The organism is Pseudomonas sp. UYIF39 (genome assembly GCF_029963765.1).
GTDB lineage: Bacteria > Pseudomonadota > Gammaproteobacteria > Pseudomonadales > Pseudomonadaceae > Aquipseudomonas.
This window is the reverse complement of sequence record NZ_JALBYU010000010.1, coordinates 1-16949: the sequence shown is the minus strand read 5'-3', so window position 1 is coordinate 16949 and position 16949 is coordinate 1. Positions and strand designations below refer to the sequence as shown.

The 16949-nt window shown below is 59.7% G+C and carries 14 protein-coding genes, 4 tRNA genes and 1 pseudogene; 6 read left to right on the top strand and 13 right to left on the bottom strand.

The window, feature by feature from the left end; all coding sequences use genetic code 11:
- Nucleotides 1-235: 235 nt before the first annotated feature.
- A pseudogene (locus MO767_RS15495) lies at nt 236-921 on the top strand (dipeptidase); the annotation flags it as partial.
- A 105-nt stretch (nt 922-1026) separates the two neighbouring features.
- On the opposite strand, the gene MO767_RS15490 reads toward MO767_RS15495, so the two are convergent.
- The 4 genes from MO767_RS15490 to MO767_RS15475 form a co-directional block, all read right to left on the bottom strand.
- Nucleotides 1027-1102: transfer RNA gene (locus MO767_RS15490), tRNA-Gly, on the bottom strand.
- Between the two features lie 3 nt (nt 1103-1105).
- Nucleotides 1106-1181 (bottom strand) — tRNA-Glu (locus MO767_RS15485).
- 105 nt (nt 1182-1286) lie between these two features.
- Nucleotides 1287-1362, bottom strand: a tRNA-Gly gene (locus MO767_RS15480).
- 2 nt (nt 1363-1364) lie between these two features.
- Nucleotides 1365-1440: transfer RNA gene (locus tag MO767_RS15475), tRNA-Glu, on the bottom strand.
- A 393-nt stretch (nt 1441-1833) separates the two neighbouring features.
- Between MO767_RS15475 and MO767_RS15470 the strand changes: the two genes are divergently transcribed.
- Entirely contained in the window at nt 1834-2592 is a 759-nt protein-coding gene (locus MO767_RS15470; RefSeq protein ID WP_282481216.1) for a hypothetical protein, read from the top strand.
- Between the two features lie 156 nt (nt 2593-2748).
- Here the strand turns inward: MO767_RS15470 and MO767_RS15465 are convergent, their stop codons facing one another.
- From MO767_RS15465 to MO767_RS15455, 3 genes are all read right to left on the bottom strand, one after another.
- Nucleotides 2749-4713 carry a methyl-accepting chemotaxis protein gene (locus MO767_RS15465; protein WP_282481215.1) on the bottom strand — a complete coding sequence of 655 codons (1965 nt, stop codon included), beginning with the start codon at nt 4711-4713 and terminating at the stop codon, nt 2749-2751.
- Between the two features lie 108 nt (nt 4714-4821).
- On the bottom strand, nt 4822-6213 hold the full coding sequence (locus MO767_RS15460; protein ID WP_282481214.1) for a PLP-dependent aminotransferase family protein: 1392 nt from the start codon (nt 6211-6213) through the stop codon (nt 4822-4824).
- A gap of 184 nt (nt 6214-6397) precedes the next feature.
- Nucleotides 6398-7159, bottom strand: coding sequence for an SDR family oxidoreductase (locus tag MO767_RS15455; protein WP_282481213.1), 762 nt, complete (start codon nt 7157-7159; stop codon nt 6398-6400).
- Nucleotides 7160-7394: 235 nt separating this feature from the next.
- On the opposite strand from MO767_RS15455, the gene MO767_RS15450 reads away from it, so the two are divergent.
- Nucleotides 7395-8399, top strand: coding sequence for an NADP-dependent oxidoreductase (locus MO767_RS15450; RefSeq protein ID WP_095132391.1), 1005 nt, complete (start codon nt 7395-7397; stop codon nt 8397-8399).
- A gap of 123 nt (nt 8400-8522) precedes the next feature.
- Here the strand turns inward: MO767_RS15450 and pyrF are convergent, their stop codons facing one another.
- Complete coding sequence (gene pyrF, locus MO767_RS15445; RefSeq protein WP_282481212.1) at nt 8523-9221, bottom strand: orotidine-5'-phosphate decarboxylase; 699 nt, start codon at nt 9219-9221, stop codon at nt 8523-8525.
- A gap of 293 nt (nt 9222-9514) precedes the next feature.
- On the opposite strand from pyrF, the gene MO767_RS15440 reads away from it, so the two are divergent.
- The 3 genes from MO767_RS15440 to xopAW all read left to right on the top strand — a co-directional run bounded on the left by MO767_RS15440 (nt 9515) and on the right by xopAW (nt 12286).
- The gene (locus MO767_RS15440; protein ID WP_282481211.1) at nt 9515-10273 is read left to right on the top strand and encodes a response regulator; all 759 of its coding nucleotides are present in this window, start codon (nt 9515-9517) and stop codon (nt 10271-10273) included.
- Nucleotides 10273-11331, top strand: a complete 1059-nt coding sequence (locus MO767_RS15435; RefSeq protein WP_282481210.1) for an ATP-binding protein — start codon at nt 10273-10275, stop codon at nt 11329-11331. Before MO767_RS15440 ends, MO767_RS15435 begins: the two co-directional genes overlap by 1 nt.
- A 112-nt stretch (nt 11332-11443) precedes the next feature.
- Nucleotides 11444-12286, top strand: coding sequence for a XopAW family type III secretion system calcium-binding effector (xopAW, locus tag MO767_RS15430; protein WP_282481209.1), 843 nt, complete (start codon nt 11444-11446; stop codon nt 12284-12286).
- A 140-nt stretch (nt 12287-12426) separates the two neighbouring features.
- On the opposite strand, the gene MO767_RS15425 is transcribed toward xopAW, so the two are convergent.
- The 5 genes from MO767_RS15425 to MO767_RS15405 form a co-directional block, all read right to left on the bottom strand.
- Nucleotides 12427-13482, bottom strand: coding sequence for an AI-2E family transporter (locus tag MO767_RS15425; protein ID WP_282481208.1), 1056 nt, complete (start codon nt 13480-13482; stop codon nt 12427-12429).
- A gap of 69 nt (nt 13483-13551) precedes the next feature.
- On the bottom strand, nt 13552-14358 hold the full coding sequence (locus MO767_RS15420) for a DUF4892 domain-containing protein (RefSeq protein ID WP_282481207.1): 807 nt from the start codon (nt 14356-14358) through the stop codon (nt 13552-13554).
- 8 nt (nt 14359-14366) lie between these two features.
- Entirely contained in the window at nt 14367-15026 is a 660-nt protein-coding gene (locus MO767_RS15415) for a glutathione S-transferase N-terminal domain-containing protein (RefSeq protein ID WP_129437518.1), read from the bottom strand.
- 50 nt (nt 15027-15076) lie between these two features.
- Nucleotides 15077-15931 (bottom strand): alpha/beta hydrolase, encoded by an 855-nt coding sequence (locus tag MO767_RS15410; RefSeq protein ID WP_282481206.1) that lies wholly within the window; start codon nt 15929-15931, stop codon nt 15077-15079.
- Nucleotides 15928-16734, bottom strand: coding sequence for an alpha/beta hydrolase (locus MO767_RS15405; protein ID WP_282481205.1), 807 nt, complete (start codon nt 16732-16734; stop codon nt 15928-15930). The genes MO767_RS15410 and MO767_RS15405 overlap by 4 nt, the downstream gene beginning before the upstream one ends.
- Nucleotides 16735-16949: the final 215 nt, after the last annotated feature.

The window sequence follows — 16949 nt, the reverse complement described above, 5'->3', positions numbered from 1 at the left end:
TTCTGCGTTGCTTTTTCATTTATGTGCGACAGATCTCACTTCGGGGACTCCCCTATCGCTCTCTCGTGGTGTTAGCTTGGTAACGTTTCTGTCTCATCGATCAGAAACTTCTCACAAACTGCCTGCAAAGGAATGCCCTCAGCAATGAATTTCTCACTCAAGCACCTGGCCGCGTCAACCCTGATACTGGCCAGCCTTTCGTCGTTCACCCTGACAGCGCACGCCAACCGACGCCACCGAAGAAACCACCGGCGACGCCATCCCCTAATACTTCGAAAACAACCCGACACCTAACTACAACCTGGCGCTGGATGGTAGCTACCCAGTAGTGATTGCCGAGAAAGGCTACGGCACTGTCATGGCGAACTTCGCCAAGCGCAAGGCAGAGGGTAAGGACGCTGAAATCATATCGATGACAGGCGGCATGACCACCAACCAGATTCCGTCGACATCGGCCGTCACCCTTTTGAGTGAGAAGCCTGCTGAATTGGCCGCCAGCCTGCAGAAGGCAGGTAGCGATTATGCCAAGCGCAATGGCGGCAACTTCGAGGTAACCGCCAAGGTCGTCGGCAAGGACGTCAAGCTCACGGTCACCGGCGTTTCGGCCCACTCCTCCGAGCCCGAGTCAGGTGTTAACCCGGTGGCCAGGATGCCCTGACCTATGTCACGCTGGAAGAGAAAGCCTTCAAGCTCGCGGTCAACCTGCGGGTGCCGAAGGGCAAGTCCCCCGAAGTGCTGAAGGCCGAAATCGCTGAAAAGCTTGGCGCCTGGAGCAAGAAGACCCACGTTGCAGTGGCCTTCGACTACTCGATCGCCGAGCCGATGTACCGCAACCCTGAGCGGGAATGGGTCAAAGCCCTGCTGGATCTGCAGATCGTGACCGAGATGATGGGGCGTATTGGGCAGTTGCCGAAGCTCTGATCGCCCTTTCGGACCCGTTATTTTGGCGGGTCCGACTCTTTGATCGTCTCGAATGCAACACAAACAAAAACGCCGCTCATTGCTGAGCGGCGTTTTCGTTAAATATGGAGCGGGAAACGAGACTCGAACTCGCGACCCCGACCTTGGCAAGGTCGTGCTCTACCAACTGAGCTATTCCCGCAAATGGCGTCCCCTAGGGGACTCGAACCCCTGTTACCGCCGTGAAAGGGCGGTGTCCTAGGCCACTAGACGAAGGGGACACGCTAACTGAAACACATGGTGTGTATTTCAGTGCCCAAATCCGAATCCGAAGATACCGGTTCTGGTTTCACTCAGCCTCGCCCGAAAGCAACGCTGTTTAAAATTGGAGCGGGAAACGAGACTCGAACTCGCGACCCCGACCTTGGCAAGGTCGTGCTCTACCAACTGAGCTATTCCCGCATTGGCGTCCCCTAGGGGACTCGAACCCCTGTTACCGCCGTGAAAGGGCGGTGTCCTAGGCCACTAGACGAAGGGGACACACGTACAACATTCACTTCCTACCGCGTTTCGCTGTGTGCTTTACGCTGTAAGTGGCGCGCATTCTATGGATGGATTGAGGGGTCGTCAACCCCCAGATATAAATTTATTTAAATCAATGACTTCGCCCTGCTTTGAGACACTAATCCGGGCTTTCCGTCGCCCGGGGTTTGACGCCTATATTCTGACACCCGCCAAGACGTTATAGTCCACCCACGCCAAAGATGATGGCAATGTGCACCTCGCACGCTATTACTTATATAAGCAGGAACGCGGCCGATACAGGCAGTGCAGTAGCCGATTCAACTCGCTGAGTGGCGCTATGCGTCCCAATGCCAAGCCACTACACTCGCACGCGAACCCCATAAAGAGGTCTTACCGGTGACACCACTCATGATCACCCTGCTAGTCGTAGCCGGGATCGCACTATTGATCGCCATTGGCTACATGAACCATGTGGTGGAAAACAGTAAGCTGGAAAAGGCCCGCGCCAAAGTCGAGCTCAACGATCGTCTGCGTCGTTGCGGCGAAATCACCGAGACCTTCCCCGGCCAGTTGATGACACCGGCGCTCAAGCTGCTGTTGACCCGTCTGGAACTGAACGTCTGCCAACGCCTGCTTAACCTGGAAAAAACCAGCTCCAACCTCAAGGCACGGATTGGCGAACTGAGCGCCCTGGTCGGCCAGGGCGAATCGATCCCGGTCAACAACCCGCCGGCACCGATCCAGACCGAGGCCAAAGCCAAAGACGTACGCTTCCTGCTCGAAGCCCTGCACGGCCAAATCACTCGCGCCGCACAGGACGGCTTCCTGCCGACCAACGAAGCCAAACGCTGGATCCGCGAAGTTCGCCACATCCTGGTCCTGCTGCACATCGAATTCTTCAACAACCTCGGCCAGCACGCCCTGCAACAGAACCAGCCCGGCCAGGCCCGCCTGGCGTTCGAACGCGGCGTGCAATACCTGCGCAAACAACAGGAACCCCAGGTCTACGCCGAACAGCTGGAATACCTGGAAAAACTCCTGGCTCGCGCCAACGCACAAGTCATGGACAACATCGCCCCGGTAGAAGGCGAAGTGAACCAGTTGACCGAAGGCCTCAAAGACGTCGAGGCCGATGCGGACTGGAAGAAAAAAGTGATCTACGACTGATCAGAGAAAGTAGAAAAGCCACCTAAGCAGGTGGCTTTTTTTTGCATTGAGGTTGATGGGCGGGCACAGCCAGGACAGAAAGGTCGACTACCAGGCCGTCATCGTCGGAACGCCGCCCGGACCAAGCCCGGCCCCCACAGTTGATAGGTGTACGCCTTAAAGCCGAAAGTGCCCCACCATCCCCTTCAACTCAACCCCCAACTGCGCCAACTCAATACTGGAAGCCGCATTCCCCTGCATCGCCAACGAAGACTGATCCGCACTGGCCCGAATACTCGTGACACTGCGATTAATCTCCTCAGCCACTGAACTCTGCTCCTCGGCAGCTGCTGCAATCTGCTGGTTCATCTGCTGTATCAAAGACACTGCCGCTGCAATACTCCCCAGCGCACTCTCAGTCTGCAACGCATCACTCACCGCCAGCTTCACCAGCTCGCCACTGTTCTGAATCTGCTGAACAGAAGACTGAGCCGCCGAGCGCAAGGCGCTCACCAGTCGTTCAATCTCCTCGGTCGATTGCTGAGTGCGCTTGGCCAGTGCCCGCACTTCATCGGCCACCACCGCAAAGCCCCTGCCCTGCTCGCCGGCTCGAGCCGCTTCGATAGCGGCGTTGAGGGCCAACAGGTTGGTCTGCTCGGCCACACTCTTGATGACGCTAAGCACTGTGCCGATGTTCTGGATTTCCGCACTCAAACTTTCGATGCTCGAACTGGCCGAGGTGGCTGAATCCGCCAACTGCTCGATCCGCGCCATGCTCTGGCGCACCACCTGCTGACCACTTTCAACCTTGCCGTCGGCCGTCTGAGCCGCCTGAGCGGCCTCCTCCGCGTTACGCGCAACGTCGTGCACGGTGGCCGTCATCTGATTCATCGCGGTAGCGACCTGTTCGGTTTCTTCCTTCTGGCTACTGACTTCAAGGTTGGTCTGCTCGGTCACCGCCGACAGCGACTGCGCCGAACTGGCCAACTGTTCGATACCCGCCTGCAAACCGCTGACAATGCTGCTAAGCCCCGCGCCCATCTGCTGCATGGCCTGCATCAGTTGCCCGATCTCATCACGACGGGTCACTTCAACCGTCGCACTCAAATCGCCAGAGGCAATCTGTTGAGCAACACGGATCACACTGCGCAGCGGTGCCACGATCAACCGGGTAATCACCCAGGACGCAATCAGCCCGACCAGTAGCGCCAGCGCCGAGGAACCGATGATCAGCAGCGAGTTCTTTTTCAGCTCCGCCTGCATCGACTGGTCTTCGGCGACATAGGCCTGATCCACCCGCTCCACCACCTGAGCGGCGCGCTGATGCAGCTGCTCATAAACGGTTTTTTCCTGCGCCAGCAGGCCTGTGTACTCGGCCAGTTTTTCGCTGAATCCGCCAATGTGTCCGACCACTTCATTGAGGACCGTCTGGTAACCCTCATCCTTGACCGTGGTCTTCAGCTGCTCGGCCTGGGCCAGTGCCTGGTCGGCCTGCTCGATCTTGCCCTGCCCAGCGCTGTCGTCGCCCTTGCGGCTCAGGTCCAGGCGCACGCGCGCTTCGTTCATGGCTTGCAACATCAACCGCGACACCTGGCTGACCTGATTGGCCTGTTCGATGAACTGCCCACCGTCCTTGCCTTCGGATTCCTTCAAGGTATAAGCGCCGTCATCGGCCAGCCCGGCCTGCAGCACATCGAGGTTGTTGGCCACGCTGGACACCGACCAACTGGCCATCTCCAGTGCCAGGTCCTTGGCCTGGCTGAGCGAGACGAACTCGTCAAAGGCCTTGCGGTAAGCCCCCAAGGACTGCTCGACGTCATTCATCACCGGCACGTTGGCCGCAGACGCCGCTTTCAGTTGGGTTGCCAGGGCGATCAGGCCGTCAACGCCCTCGTGCAGGGCATCAGCGGTTTTCGGGTTGCCGTGCAAGGCGTATTCCTGTTCGAGCAGCCTCACCTTGAGCAAACCGCTGTTGAGCGACGACATCTGCTTGAGCCCGTCGAAGCGCTGGCTGATGGTTTGCAGGGACCATACGCCGATGGCCGCCACCAGGGCGGTCAACAGCAGCACCAGTACAAACCCGACACCCAGTTTTTTCGCCATACCGAGGTTGGCAAAACGTCCTTGCACGGCCGAAATCATTGCACTTAGTCCCCTGACATAGTCTGTTAACGCAGATTCGCAACGGGCCTGTATCAACACAAGTCTCTGGCGTCGGAATAATGGCAAAAAGCTACGCTTACGTCGTTTTCAGAACGCTTGAGGTCGATCCAGAGCGGTGGCCTGAAAAAACGCCCGGGCTCGCGGATCACAGGCATAGGCCACATTGATACGCTGCCAGTCACTGGCCTCTGCGGTGGGACTGAATGCCGTCGCAGAAGACAACAGGACACCGAAGCGCTGGGCTTGTTTGCGCACCTGAGCGTAGTCGGACATCCGCGATCGCGCCCAGATGAACAGGCCTCCGACCGGCTTGCCGAACACCTCCCACTCGGCGTCTTCAAGCACTTGCAACGCCGCCTCCCTGTCATTGCTCAAACGCTGGCGCTGGCGCTGTACCAATTTTCGATAGGCACCGCTGGCCAACAGGCTTGCCAGCACCGATTCGCAAAACCGTGAGGCGCCCATGCTGCTGATCATCTTGACCTCGGCCAGCCGCGAAATAACCCCGGCGCCGGCCACTACAAAACCGACCCGTAACGAGCTGCTGAGGGTTTTGGAGTAGCTGCCGACGTAGATCACGTTGTCATCGATACCCAATGCAGCGAGGCGTGTACCGGGGCCGCTGTGCAAATCCGCATAGACGTCGTCTTCGATTACCAGAAGGCCATAAGTTTTGGCCAGTTGCAGAACCCGCTGCGCCACCGCCGGCGCCAGGCTGCTGCCCGTGGGATTGTGATAGAAGCTATTGATGAAGATCCCGCAGGGCCTGTACTTAACCAGCAGCGCCTCAAGCGCTGCAATGTCCGGCCCGCGCGGAGTTCGCGGCACCTCGATCATGCTGACCCCGTGCAGCCTGAGCAAATCGAACAGCAAGGAATAACCGGGATTCTCCACCACCACGCAATCACCCGGCTTGAACAAGGTCCGCACGATCAGGTCCAGCCCTTGACTGGCCCCCGCCGTTGTCAGGATCCGGCTTTCCTCCACCAGGATATCGAGCTGTTTCAGCCGTTTGTGAATCTGTTGCCGCAAGGCTGGCAGGCCCAGCGGCGTGCTGTAGTTGAACAGGCCGGCCATGTCGGAGCGACTGACCTGACGGATCGCGTAGCTCAGGTCGCCAGTTTCGCGCCAGCTCTCGGGAAGTCCGCCACACCCCAGTTTGAGTTCGCCAGAAATGCCGCCCTGCTTCATTTCTGCCCCCTCGAACCAGGGGCAATCCTGTTGCCCCTGAGCGACCAGCGCTGGCATGGCAACTATGAAACCGGCGCCATGACGCGACGCCAGCACCCCTTGTGCCACCAGACGCTCACAGGCCTCAACGACGCTGGACTGACTGAGCAAATTGATCCGGGCGATTTGCCGCACAGAAGGCAAACGTGTCCCCGGCGGCACCTCGCCACGACGTAGCCAGCTGGCTAGCGCGTCGACGATTTGCTGTACGACCGGCACCAATGCCTGTCGATCGATTCTCAACTCCATGAGCAAGCAAACTCCTGTCCGTTTTGCGGGAAACAGTTAATCACAGGAGCGCTCGATCAGCTGTGCGACAACGCCACTAAAACCGTCGGTTCTAACCATTTGAAACACATTGTCCGGCACCTTTAAGGAACCGAAAAAAAACCCGCAAAAATGCGGGCTTTTTCCTACGTTTCAGTGCTTGGTTTCAGAACGCCGTGACGCCACCGTCCACCGCCAGTGAATGCCCCGTGGTGAACGCTGCGCCGTCGCTGCACAGGTACAGCACCGCACTGGCGATTTCCTCAACCTTGCCGATGCGCCCGACGGGGTGCATGGCATTGGCGAACTCGCCTTTCTTCGGGTCGGCTTCATAGGCACGGCGGAACATGTCGGTGTCGATCACTGCCGGACACACCGCGTTCACGCGTATCTTTTTCTTGGCGTATTCGATGGCCGCCGATTTGGTCAGGCCGATCACCGCGTGTTTCGACGCCGCGTAAATGCTCATCTTCGGTGCAGCCCCGAGACCGGCGACCGATGCGGTGTTGACGATTGCACCGCCGCCTTGGGCCAGCAGTAAGGGCAACTGATATTTCATGCACAACCAGACGCCTTTGACGTTGACGCCCATGATCGCGTCGAACTCATCGACCGTGCCTTCGGCCAGCTTGCCTTTCTCGATCTCGATGCCAGCATTGTTGAAGGCATAGTCGAGACGGCCGTAGGTATTGACCACCTCGTCCATCAGATTTTTCACATCGCTTTCCAGCGTGACGTTGCAGCGCACGAAGGTGGCTTCACCGCCAGCGGTACGAATCAGCGCCACCGTGTGCTCACCACCCGCCACGTCCAGGTCGGCCACCAACACTTTCAAGCCTTCAGCGGCGAACGCCTGGGCGGTCGCGCGGCCAATGCCATTGGCAGCGCCCGTTACAACGGCGACCTGGCCAGAAAACGTCATGCTCATTGTTATGTCCTCAAAGAGAAGATGCGGGGGATCGCGTGTTCGCAATCTAGCCACAAGGGCCTGCGGCGCGGCAGCACTATCAGAAGGCCGGTTGGGTGCCCATGAGTGACAGTGATAAAACCGCCGGTTCGACTATCACTGCACTGGATCGATGTGCATTCGCCGCATCAGCCAAACTTGCGGCATCGTTCATGAAGGGCTATCAACAAGTCTTCATTCATCTTGAGTGCCTGTCATGACTACCCAGACCAATCGCCAGTTCCTGCTCGCCAAACGTCCGGTGGGCGCGGCGACCCGCGAGACCTTCACCTATCAAGAAGTACCGGTCGGCGAACCGGCTGCGGGTCAGATCCTGGTCAAAAACGAATACCTGTCCCTGGACCCGGCCATGCGTGGCTGGATGAACGAGGGCAAGTCCTACATCCCACCGGTCGGTATCGGCGAAGTGATGCGCGCATTGGGCGTAGGCAAAGTCGTTGCCTCGAATAATCCGGGCTTTGCGGTAGGCGATTACGTCAATGGCGCCTTGGGTGTGCAGGATTACTTCCTTGGCGAGCCACGAGGTTTCTACAAGGTCGATCCGAAACTGGCGCCTCTGCCGCGCTATCTGTCGGCGCTGGGCATGACCGGGATGACCGCCTATTTCGCCCTGCTCGATGTCGGTGCGCCAAAGGCTGGCGACACCGTGGTGCTGTCGGGCGCGGCCGGTGCGGTGGGCAGCATTGCCGGGCAGATCGCCAAGATCAAAGGTTGCCGCGTCATCGGCATTGCCGGGGGCGCAGACAAGTGCCAGTTCCTGATCGACGAACTGGGTTTTGACGGTGCCATCGATTACAAAAACGAAGACGTCCACGCCGGCCTCAAGCGCGAATGTCCGAAAGGTGTCGATGTGTATTTCGATAACGTCGGTGGCGATATCCTCGACGCGGTGTTGAGTCGCCTGGCCATGAAGGCGCGGGTGGTGATCTGTGGCGCCATCAGCCAGTACAACAACAAGGAAGCGGTCAAAGGCCCGGCCAACTACCTGTCGCTGCTGGTCAACCGCGCGCGGATGGAAGGTTTTGTGGTGATGGATTATGCCGCGCAATTCGCCGCCGCCGGACAGGAAATGGCCGGCTGGATGGCCAAGGGGCAACTCAAGAGCAAGGAAGATATTGTTGAAGGACTGGAGACGTTCCCGGAGACGCTGATGAAATTGTTCAGCGGCGAGAATTTCGGGAAGTTGGTGCTGAAGGTTTAACCCGATATTCCAAGGCACCACAAAAACCAAGCGAGCTTGCTCGCGATGAGGGAGTGTCAGTCAACATCATTGTTGTCTGATACACCGTCATCGCGAGCAAGCTCGCACAGGTTTTAGCGGTGTTTAGGCGATTTCGGCTACGACATCCGCCAACGCCTTCGCCGGATCCGCAGCCTGGCTGATCGGACGGCCGATCACCAGATAATCGGAACCGGCATCCAGCGCCTGACGCGGGGTCAGAATGCGGCGCTGATCGTCCTGGGCGCTGCCCGCCGGACGAATCCCCGGGGTGACCAGTTGCAGCGACGGGTGCGCCGATTTCAGGGCCTGAGCTTCCATAGCCGAGCACACCAGACCGTCCATCCCGGCTTTTTCCGCCAACGCGGCCAGGCGCAACACTTGCTCCTGCGGCTCGATATCCAGACCGATACCCGCCAGGTCTTCACGCTCCATGCTGGTCAGCACGGTCACGCCGATCAGCAAGGGTTTCGGACCGGTGCGCTGGTCAAGCACTTCGCGGCACGCGGCCATCATGCGCAAACCACCGGAGCAGTGCACATTGACCATCCACACACCCATCTCCGCAGCCGCCTTGACGGCCATGGCGGTGGTGTTCGGGATGTCATGGAACTTGAGGTCCAGGAACACTTCGAACCCCTTGTCACGCAGGGTGCCAACGATTTCCGAAGCGCAGCTGGTGAACAGTTCTTTACCGACTTTGACCCGGCACAGCTTCGGGTCCAACTGATCGGCCAGCTTCAGTGCGGCGTCACGGGTCGGGAAATCCAGGGCGACGATGATAGGAGTCTGGCAGGCGGACATGAGTGGGCTCTCAGGCAGGTCGAAATCGGCGCGCATTGTAGCGGAACCAGCGCCTCTGCGGGACCCGATGATCGGTAATTCGTCGAGGCGGCTCAAGCAAGACTAGCCCTTGCGCCAAATGTGTCGAGTCAGATACACACATGACACGCCTGCAACACCCTTCAACGTTACCTTCGGCAGCCGCAACACGTCCTTACAGCACTTCCCGCCTCCGGGCCGGACGCCTATGCTGAAACCACAACCTCGCAGCCCATCTTTGTGGTTGGCAGCCTACCTGGCAGATGAACGCACGCATGCACAACCTCCACGCACCTGTGAACGACGATCAAAAAGCGCCCGGCGACGAAAAACGCTGGAGCATTCGCGCCCTGATCGTCGACGATGACGTCCCGATCCGCGAACTGATGATCGACTATCTGGCCCGGTTCAACATTCACGCCAGCGGCGTCACCGATGGCGCCGCGATGCGCCTGGCGCTGCAAGCGGAGCATTTCGACGTGGTGGTGCTCGACCTGATGCTGCCCGGCGAAGACGGTTTGTCACTGTGCCGCTGGCTGCGTGCAGAATCGGACATCCCGATCCTGATGCTCACCGCCCGCTGCGAACCGACCGACCGGATCATCGGCCTGGAACTGGGCGCCGACGACTACATGGCCAAGCCGTTCGAACCGCGTGAATTGGTGGCACGCATCCAGACCATCCTGCGCCGGGTGCGCGACGATCGTTCTGAACAGCGGGCCAACATCCGTTTCGACAACTGGCGCCTGAACAGCGTGCTGCGTCAGTTGATCGCCGCTGACGGTCTGGTGGTGCCGTTGTCCAACGCTGAGTTCCGTTTGCTCTGGGTGTTCATCGAACGTCCGCGTCGGGTACTCAGCCGCGAACAATTGCTGGATGCCGCTCGCGGTCGCTCGATCGAAGCCTTTGATCGCAGCATCGATCTGCTGGTCTCGCGCCTGCGCCAGAAGCTCGGTGATGACCCGAAAGCGCCGCAGTTGATCAAAACCGTTCGCGGTGAGGGTTATCTGTTCGACGCCAGAGAGATCGGCTGATGCGTGCACGCTTCGATACGCTATTCGGCCGCCTGTTTGGCATGCTGCTGGTGGCGATCATCCTGGCGCACCTGTTGGCGTTTTTCTGGTTTCACTATTACGGCCCGCCGCCGCCCCCGCCGCCCCCGCCGCCCCCGGAATTTTCCGAAAACTTCGACGGGCAGCGTCCGCCCATGGACCCACGCTTCGACAATCGCCCCCCGCGGCCGTGGTTCGGCGGCCCTTTGGTGCCGCTGACCTTTCAACTGGTCTCGCTGATCATCGCCGCCTGGTACGGTGCCAAACTGCTGAGCCGGCCGATCCAGCGCCTGAGCGATGCTGCCGAGCGACTGAGCGAAAACCTCGACAGCCCGCCTCTGGATGAGTCCGGCCCACGGGAAGCACGGCAAGCGGCCAACACCTTCAATAAGATGCAGCAACGCATTCGTGAACAAGTGCAGCAACGCTCGCGGATGCTTGGCGCTGTCTCCCACGACCTGCGTACGCCGCTGTCTCGGCTCAAGCTGCGACTGGAGCAGATCGACGACAACAAATTGCAAGGCCAGATGCGTCAGGATCTGGACGACATGATTGGCATGCTCGACGCCACCCTCACTTACCTGCACGAACAGCGCACCAGTGAGGCTCTGCAATGGATGGACGTGCAGGCGCTGGTTGAATCCCTGAGTGAAAACGCCCAGGACCAGGGCGCCGATGTTCTGACCAGCGGCCACTGCGCACCGTTGCAAGTGCAGCCGATGGCCTTGCGCTCGTGCATCAACAACCTGCTGGACAATGCCCTGCGTTATGCCGGGCAGGCAATGATTACGCTCGAAGACACTCGCGAAACCCTGGTGATACGGGTCATCGATCATGGCCCGGGTATTGCGGCGGATAAGCGTGAAGCGGTGTTCGAGCCATTCTTTCGTCTGGAAGGTTCGCGCAACCGCAACTCCGGTGGCGTCGGACTGGGCATGACCATCGCCCGCCAGGCGGCCGAACGCCTGGGAGGGCAGTTGAGCCTGGAAGAAACGCCCAGTGGTGGCCTGACAGCAGTGATTCGCCTGCCCCGAGCCTGATGACCGCTCTGTGTACCGCTCGGTACAAACCTCACATACCCACGACAACTTGCCCCTTGAGGCTGCATAAGCCGGTGCACCCACCGGTTATCCATTCCAAGGAGTGAGCGCAATGATCGGTAGCGTCAGCAGTTACACGAGCTATACCAGCACCAACACCACCAACACCGCCCGCAGCCAGCAATTTCAGAAAGAACTGCTCGCCAAACTCGACAGCAACAGCGACGGCGCGGTGGATCAGGATGAACTCAAGAGCGCTCTGTCGCAGAAAACCGACGACGGCCTGCTGGTCAGCCTGAGCAAGAATTTCGCCGACCTGGACAGCGATGAAAGCGGCAGCCTGAGCAGTGAAGAAATGGCCGCGATGGCCCCTCCGCCGCCACCGCCACGGGATCAGGCACCGAACACCGAACTGGCTGACGCGCTGATCAGCGCCCTGGACGCCGACGGTGACGGTGCCGTCAGCAGCGATGAACTGAGCAACGGCCTGGCCAACGCCGGCAGCAGCGCCGACAGCACAGAAATCTTCTCGGCCCTGGACAAAAACAAAGACGGCTCAGTCAGCCAGGATGAACTCGCCGCCAGCCTCGCCCCGCCTCCGCCGCCACCTCAACAAGTGTCCAGCGATGAACTGTTCAGCCAGCTCGATGCGGACAGCGACGGCAGTGTCAGCGCCACCGAACTGACCCGCGCGTTGCAGACCAGCAGCACCTCATCGACCAACACCGACACCAGCGCCGCGTTGCTCAAAGTGCTGGATAGCGACAGCAGTGGCGGCGTCAGCAGCGACGAGTTGAAAGCGGCGTTGCAAGCCGGCCGCGAGCGAAACACCGACAGCTCCACCGCTCAGTCGAACGTGACCGAAGCCCTGAACAAAATGATCGCCAACCTGAGCAAGCAGTACTCGCTCGACAACGTGGCGACCGTGGGTAAATACCTGAACGTCGCGACCTGAGTCAAAAGCATCGCGAGCAGGCTCGCTCCCACAGTTGATCTGCATTGATCACATAATTTGTTATCGATACAAAATCAATGTGTGCGAGCTTGCTCCGGGCGGCGTTCCGACCAAGGGGCCCTATGCTTCAACCAAAAATTTCAGGGCCGGCGATCCTCAACCCGAGCCTGACTCTTGCTCCAGTCGTTCAACAGGCTGTAGGCCACCGCCAACAACGTCGGGCCGATGAACAAGCCAATAAACCCGAAGGCAATCAGCCCGCCAAACACCCCGAGCAGGACAATCACCAACGGCAAATTACCGCCCCGGCTGATCAGATACGGTTTGAGCACGTTGTCGACGCCACTGATGATGAACGTCCCCCAAATCCCGAGAAACACCGCCATCCCGTACTCGCCCTTCCAGGCCAGCCAGGCCGTGGCCGGAATCCACACCAGTGGCGGCCCCATCGGAATCAGGCTCAACAAAAACGTGACGATCCCCAGCACCAGCGCCCCGGGCACCCCGGCAATCAAGAACCCGATCAACGCCAGAACCGCCTGGGCCGCTGCCGTCCCGATCACGCCGTTCACCACCCGCTGCACCGTGCCCGCCACCAATTCAATGTAATACCCGGCACGGTCACCAATCAGACGTTCCAGCAGCCCGTGAACAAACGCCGCCAGACGCGGCCCGTCACGGTAGAAAAAGAACACGAAGACGATACTCAACGTCAGCTCAAGTATCCCGCCGCCAATTTGCGCACTGCGCGCCAGCAACCAATTGCCGACCTGACCCAGATAAGGTTTGACCGCCAGCATCATCGCCGCGCCCTGCTGATCAATGCTGTTCCAGACCCCCACCAGCCGCTCGCCCACCAAGGGAATACTGCCCAGCCAGGTCGGCGCTTCCGGCAGCCCGTCGACCTGCACATCCTTGATGAACGCCGTGGCATCGCGCACATGATCCGCGAGGTTGAACCCCAGCCAAACCAATGGCACTGCCACCAGCAACATCCAGCCCAGCGTCAGCAAAGCCGCCGCCAGAGATTCGCGACCATTAAGCAAACGCGTCAGCAAACGCATCAGCGGCCAGCTGGCAAACGCCAGCACCGCGCCCCAGAACAGCGCCGACCAGAACGGCGCCATCACCCAGAAGCTCGCGCCAAACAGCACCAGGAGCAGGATCTGCACCAACAGCCGATCGTTATTGATCATCTAAATCTCGAAAAAAGTCAGTCCGCAAAGGAGCAGGCGAACGCAGCGTGTACGTTCGCCTGATAAAGCTTATCGCAACAGTTCGATGTGCAAGCCAGCGCCCTCGACGCTACCCGCTTCCATCCTGGCGGTTCGCACGCCCTGCCCGATCAGCGCCTGACGCCAGGCTTCGGCCTTCGGCCCGGAAACACTGACCCGCAACGTGGTGTCCAGATTCAGCCCACGAGAGATCAGGCGCAGCCAGGCATCGTCAGGATCGCCGGTCAATTTGGGGAAATCGAGTTCACCGGTGCTTTTGAGTTCTCGAAGCAAGGTTGCAGAAGTCGGCAGCAAATCACCCAGCGGTGCGGCGGCGTCAAACTGTTCGACGTGCAGATAAGCTTTGCGATTGCCGCGTGTGATGCTGTAAAGCGCCACCAGCGTGTTGTCCTGTGGGGCCGCCAGACGCAACAGCAAGAACGCTTGCTGATCATCAGCGCCATAGAGCTTGGCATTGCCGAAGACATCATTGGCCCACAGGCTGCTTTCGCCGCAATCACGGGCCTGGCACCAGAACAGCAACTCGGCATGCTGTTTCTGCAAGGCTTCACGAGCGGCGGTGAAGGCCTCGGTGGAGGAATGCTCCGGTGGCAACTCGTAGGTTACCGACGTGGTTTGCCCGCGGGCAGCGACCTGGCCGTCAAAGCGCAACTGGCCGCTGATTTTGCGGATCGAGCCCAGTGGATAGATCCGCTCAAGTTCGACGACCGGACGATAGTCGACGATCTGCGCATCGACCATACGTGGCACGATCGGCAGGTCCTGACTGCCCGGGACATCGGCGGCAAATAACAGCGGACTGAAACAACACAGCAACAGCAGACTGAGTGAACGCATGGATAGACTCATCGGATCAGCATGGCCTGGGCACCCTTGATGATACTGGCGTCATCGATGCGCTCAGGCACCAGCAAACCGCGCTGTACCGCCGGACGCGCCTCCATGGTTGCCATCCAGCGCTGCAGGGCCGGCAAACCGTCGACCTCGACACCCGACCACTCATGGCCACGGACCCACGGATAAGTGGCGATGTCGGCAATGCTGTACTCACCGGCCAGAAACTCCACGGCTTGCAGGCGTGTGTCGAGCACTTCATAGAGGCGGCGGGTTTCATGTTGATAGCGATCGATGGCGCCCTGGAGTTTCTCCGGGAAATAACGGAAAAACACGTTGGCCTGGCCTTGCATCGGGCCGATCCCACCCATCTGGAACATCAGCCATTGCAGGACCACTGAACGCCCCTTGGGGTCTGTTGGCAGCAGTTTGCCGCTCAGTTCAGCCAGGTAAATCAGGATGGCGCCGGATTCAAACACGGCGAAATCGCCGTTGGCGCGGTCGACAATCGCCGGAATCCGGCCATTGGGATTGATCTTGAGGAAGCCCTCGGACTTCTGTTCCTTTTTGTCGAAACTCAAGGCGTGCACCGTGTAGGGCAGGCCGAGTTCCTCGAGCACGATAGAGACCTTGTGGCCATTCGGGGTCGCAGCGGTGTAGAGATCTATCATGGTTGTCTCCCATTTCAACCCGCCCAGCCTCGACAGTTGCCCGGCGCAAGTCAAGGAACGGCGAAGAACCGATTGAAACAGTCTGCGACAAGGTCGGCGCCGGGTTCATCATTCAGGTGTAAATGATGGCCGCCAGGCAGCTGTTCACGGCTAAAGGGTAGACGCTCCAGCAACTCAGGATGTTTGGCGAGCATGCCGTCGGCAGCCACCACCAGTTTTGCAGGACAACTGACCCGCTGGACGAAGGCCATCGCCTGTTCGGAGGTCAGACGCAGCGGCGACGGTAAGGTCAGGCGGTTATCGGTGCGCCAGGTATAACCACCCGGCACCGGCATCAATCCACGTTGGGCCAGCAGTTCTGCGGCTTCGCGACTGACAGCGACCAAGCCTTTCATGCGCGCCTCAATGGCCCGGTCGAGGGTGTTGTAGACCGGTTTGCGCTTCTCCCGCAAATCCAGCTGCGCTTGCAGGGCCATGCCCATCCGTTCGGCCGCGTTTTCGCCCTTGTCTGTAGGAGGAATGATGCCGTCGATCAACGCCAGATGGGTCACGCGTTCCGGTAACGAACCGGCCAGCACCAGCGAAACGATCGCGCCCATGGAATGCCCCAGCAGCCCAAAGCGCTTCCAACCCAATTGCTCGGCCACTTGCAGCGCGTCATGGGCGTAGTCCCACAGCGCGTAACCGGCACCGGTCGGCCGATGCCCGGAATGACCGTGACCGGCCATGTCCAGTGCAATGATGCGCAAGCCTTTGAGCTTCGGCGCCAGCCGGGCGAAGCTGTTGGCGTTGTCCAGCCAGCCATGCAAGGCGATCACCGGCATGCCGTCTTCAGGGCCGAACAAGTGCGCTGCCAACTCGATATGCGGTAGGCTCAGGCGAACTTCTTCAACGACGTTACTCATGCGCAATCCTGTTGGTGGCGACCTTCCCAACGGCTGAACAGGTTCTTCAGCAGCGTGGCCGTGTCCTGGGGACGTTCGAGGGGAAACATGTGGCCGCCAGGCATGGTCAGGGACTCGCCCTGCGGCAAGCGCCCCACGAGGCTTGCGTGATGACGCATCACCACCCGGCTCTTGTGCCCGCGCACCACCGCCAGGGGCACTTTCAGTTGCCGTGTGCGACCGGGACTGGTGTGCGGCACGCCACGGTAGATACTGATTTCCGTGGCCGGGTCGAAGCGCAGGCGCAGCCTGTCACCCACCTTGTGCAAGCCGTGTTGCAAGTAAGCGTCAAAGCATTCCGGGTCGAAATTGCGAAACAGGGTTTTGCCAGCGAAATAGAGTCGGGCCGCTTCCAGGTCGGCGAACTCTTCCCGACGTCCCAACGTACGGCCGGCCGGGGTCAGGCGATCGATGAAACCGAAGCGTTTGGCGGCGCGGATCACCCATTGATCAGCGCGGGTCAGCACCGGCGAATCAAGCATCACCACGCCGCGATAGAGCTCGGGGCACCGCAACGCCGCGTGCAGATGCAGCACGCCACCGAAGGAATGGCCGACGCCCCACACCGGTTCCGGTTGCTGCCTGAGGTGATGAATCAGCTCGTCGACCAGGTTGTACCAGTTGTCATCCGCCGGAAAACGCGGGTCGTGGGCGTGCTGCTGCAGATGCGTCACCTGATACTCGGGCGCCAGCGCCGCGAACAACTTGCCGTAGGTGCCCGAGGGAAAACCGTTGGCGTGGGCGAAAAATATCTGTTGCGACATACCGGTGATCCATCAACGAAAACAAGGGTTGATTGTCCGTAAGACGACGTCCTACAGCAATGACCGTAAGTGCCAGGAATGATGACAGTCCGGTCATGGCTATGTCGCAAAAACTTAAATCTGATGAAGTCCCCTGTAGCAGCTGGCGAAGCCTGCGTCCGGCTGCGCAGCAGTCGTAAACCATTCACTGCGGTGGTTCAGGAAGGTTGAGGTCA

What these genes read in the sequence shown, in the direction of transcription:
- MO767_RS15410 (WP_282481206.1), bottom strand. Translation starts at nt 15,931, where the DNA reads ATGAGTAACGTCGTTGAAGAAGTTCGCCTGAGCCTACCGCATATCGAG.
- MO767_RS15455 (WP_282481213.1), bottom strand. Translation starts at nt 7,159, where the DNA reads ATGAGCATGACGTTTTCTGGCCAGGTCGCCGTTGTAACGGGCGCTGCC.
- xopAW (WP_282481209.1), top strand. Translation starts at nt 11,444, where the DNA reads ATGATCGGTAGCGTCAGCAGTTACACGAGCTATACCAGCACCAACACC.
- MO767_RS15465 (WP_282481215.1), bottom strand. Translation starts at nt 4,713, where the DNA reads ATGATTTCGGCCGTGCAAGGACGTTTTGCCAACCTCGGTATGGCGAAA.
- MO767_RS15470 (WP_282481216.1), top strand. Translation starts at nt 1,834, where the DNA reads ATGATCACCCTGCTAGTCGTAGCCGGGATCGCACTATTGATCGCCATT.
- MO767_RS15440 (WP_282481211.1), top strand. Translation starts at nt 9,515, where the DNA reads ATGCACAACCTCCACGCACCTGTGAACGACGATCAAAAAGCGCCCGGC.
- MO767_RS15425 (WP_282481208.1), bottom strand. Translation starts at nt 13,482, where the DNA reads ATGATCAATAACGATCGGCTGTTGGTGCAGATCCTGCTCCTGGTGCTG.
- MO767_RS15415 (WP_129437518.1), bottom strand. Translation starts at nt 15,026, where the DNA reads ATGATAGATCTCTACACCGCTGCGACCCCGAATGGCCACAAGGTCTCT.
- pyrF (WP_282481212.1), bottom strand. Translation starts at nt 9,221, where the DNA reads ATGTCCGCCTGCCAGACTCCTATCATCGTCGCCCTGGATTTCCCGACC.
- MO767_RS15460 (WP_282481214.1), bottom strand. Translation starts at nt 6,213, where the DNA reads ATGGAGTTGAGAATCGATCGACAGGCATTGGTGCCGGTCGTACAGCAA.
- MO767_RS15405 (WP_282481205.1), bottom strand. Translation starts at nt 16,734, where the DNA reads ATGTCGCAACAGATATTTTTCGCCCACGCCAACGGTTTTCCCTCGGGC.
- MO767_RS15420 (WP_282481207.1), bottom strand. Translation starts at nt 14,358, where the DNA reads ATGCGTTCACTCAGTCTGCTGTTGCTGTGTTGTTTCAGTCCGCTGTTA.
- MO767_RS15450 (WP_095132391.1), top strand. Translation starts at nt 7,395, where the DNA reads ATGACTACCCAGACCAATCGCCAGTTCCTGCTCGCCAAACGTCCGGTG.
- MO767_RS15435 (WP_282481210.1), top strand. Translation starts at nt 10,273, where the DNA reads ATGCGTGCACGCTTCGATACGCTATTCGGCCGCCTGTTTGGCATGCTG.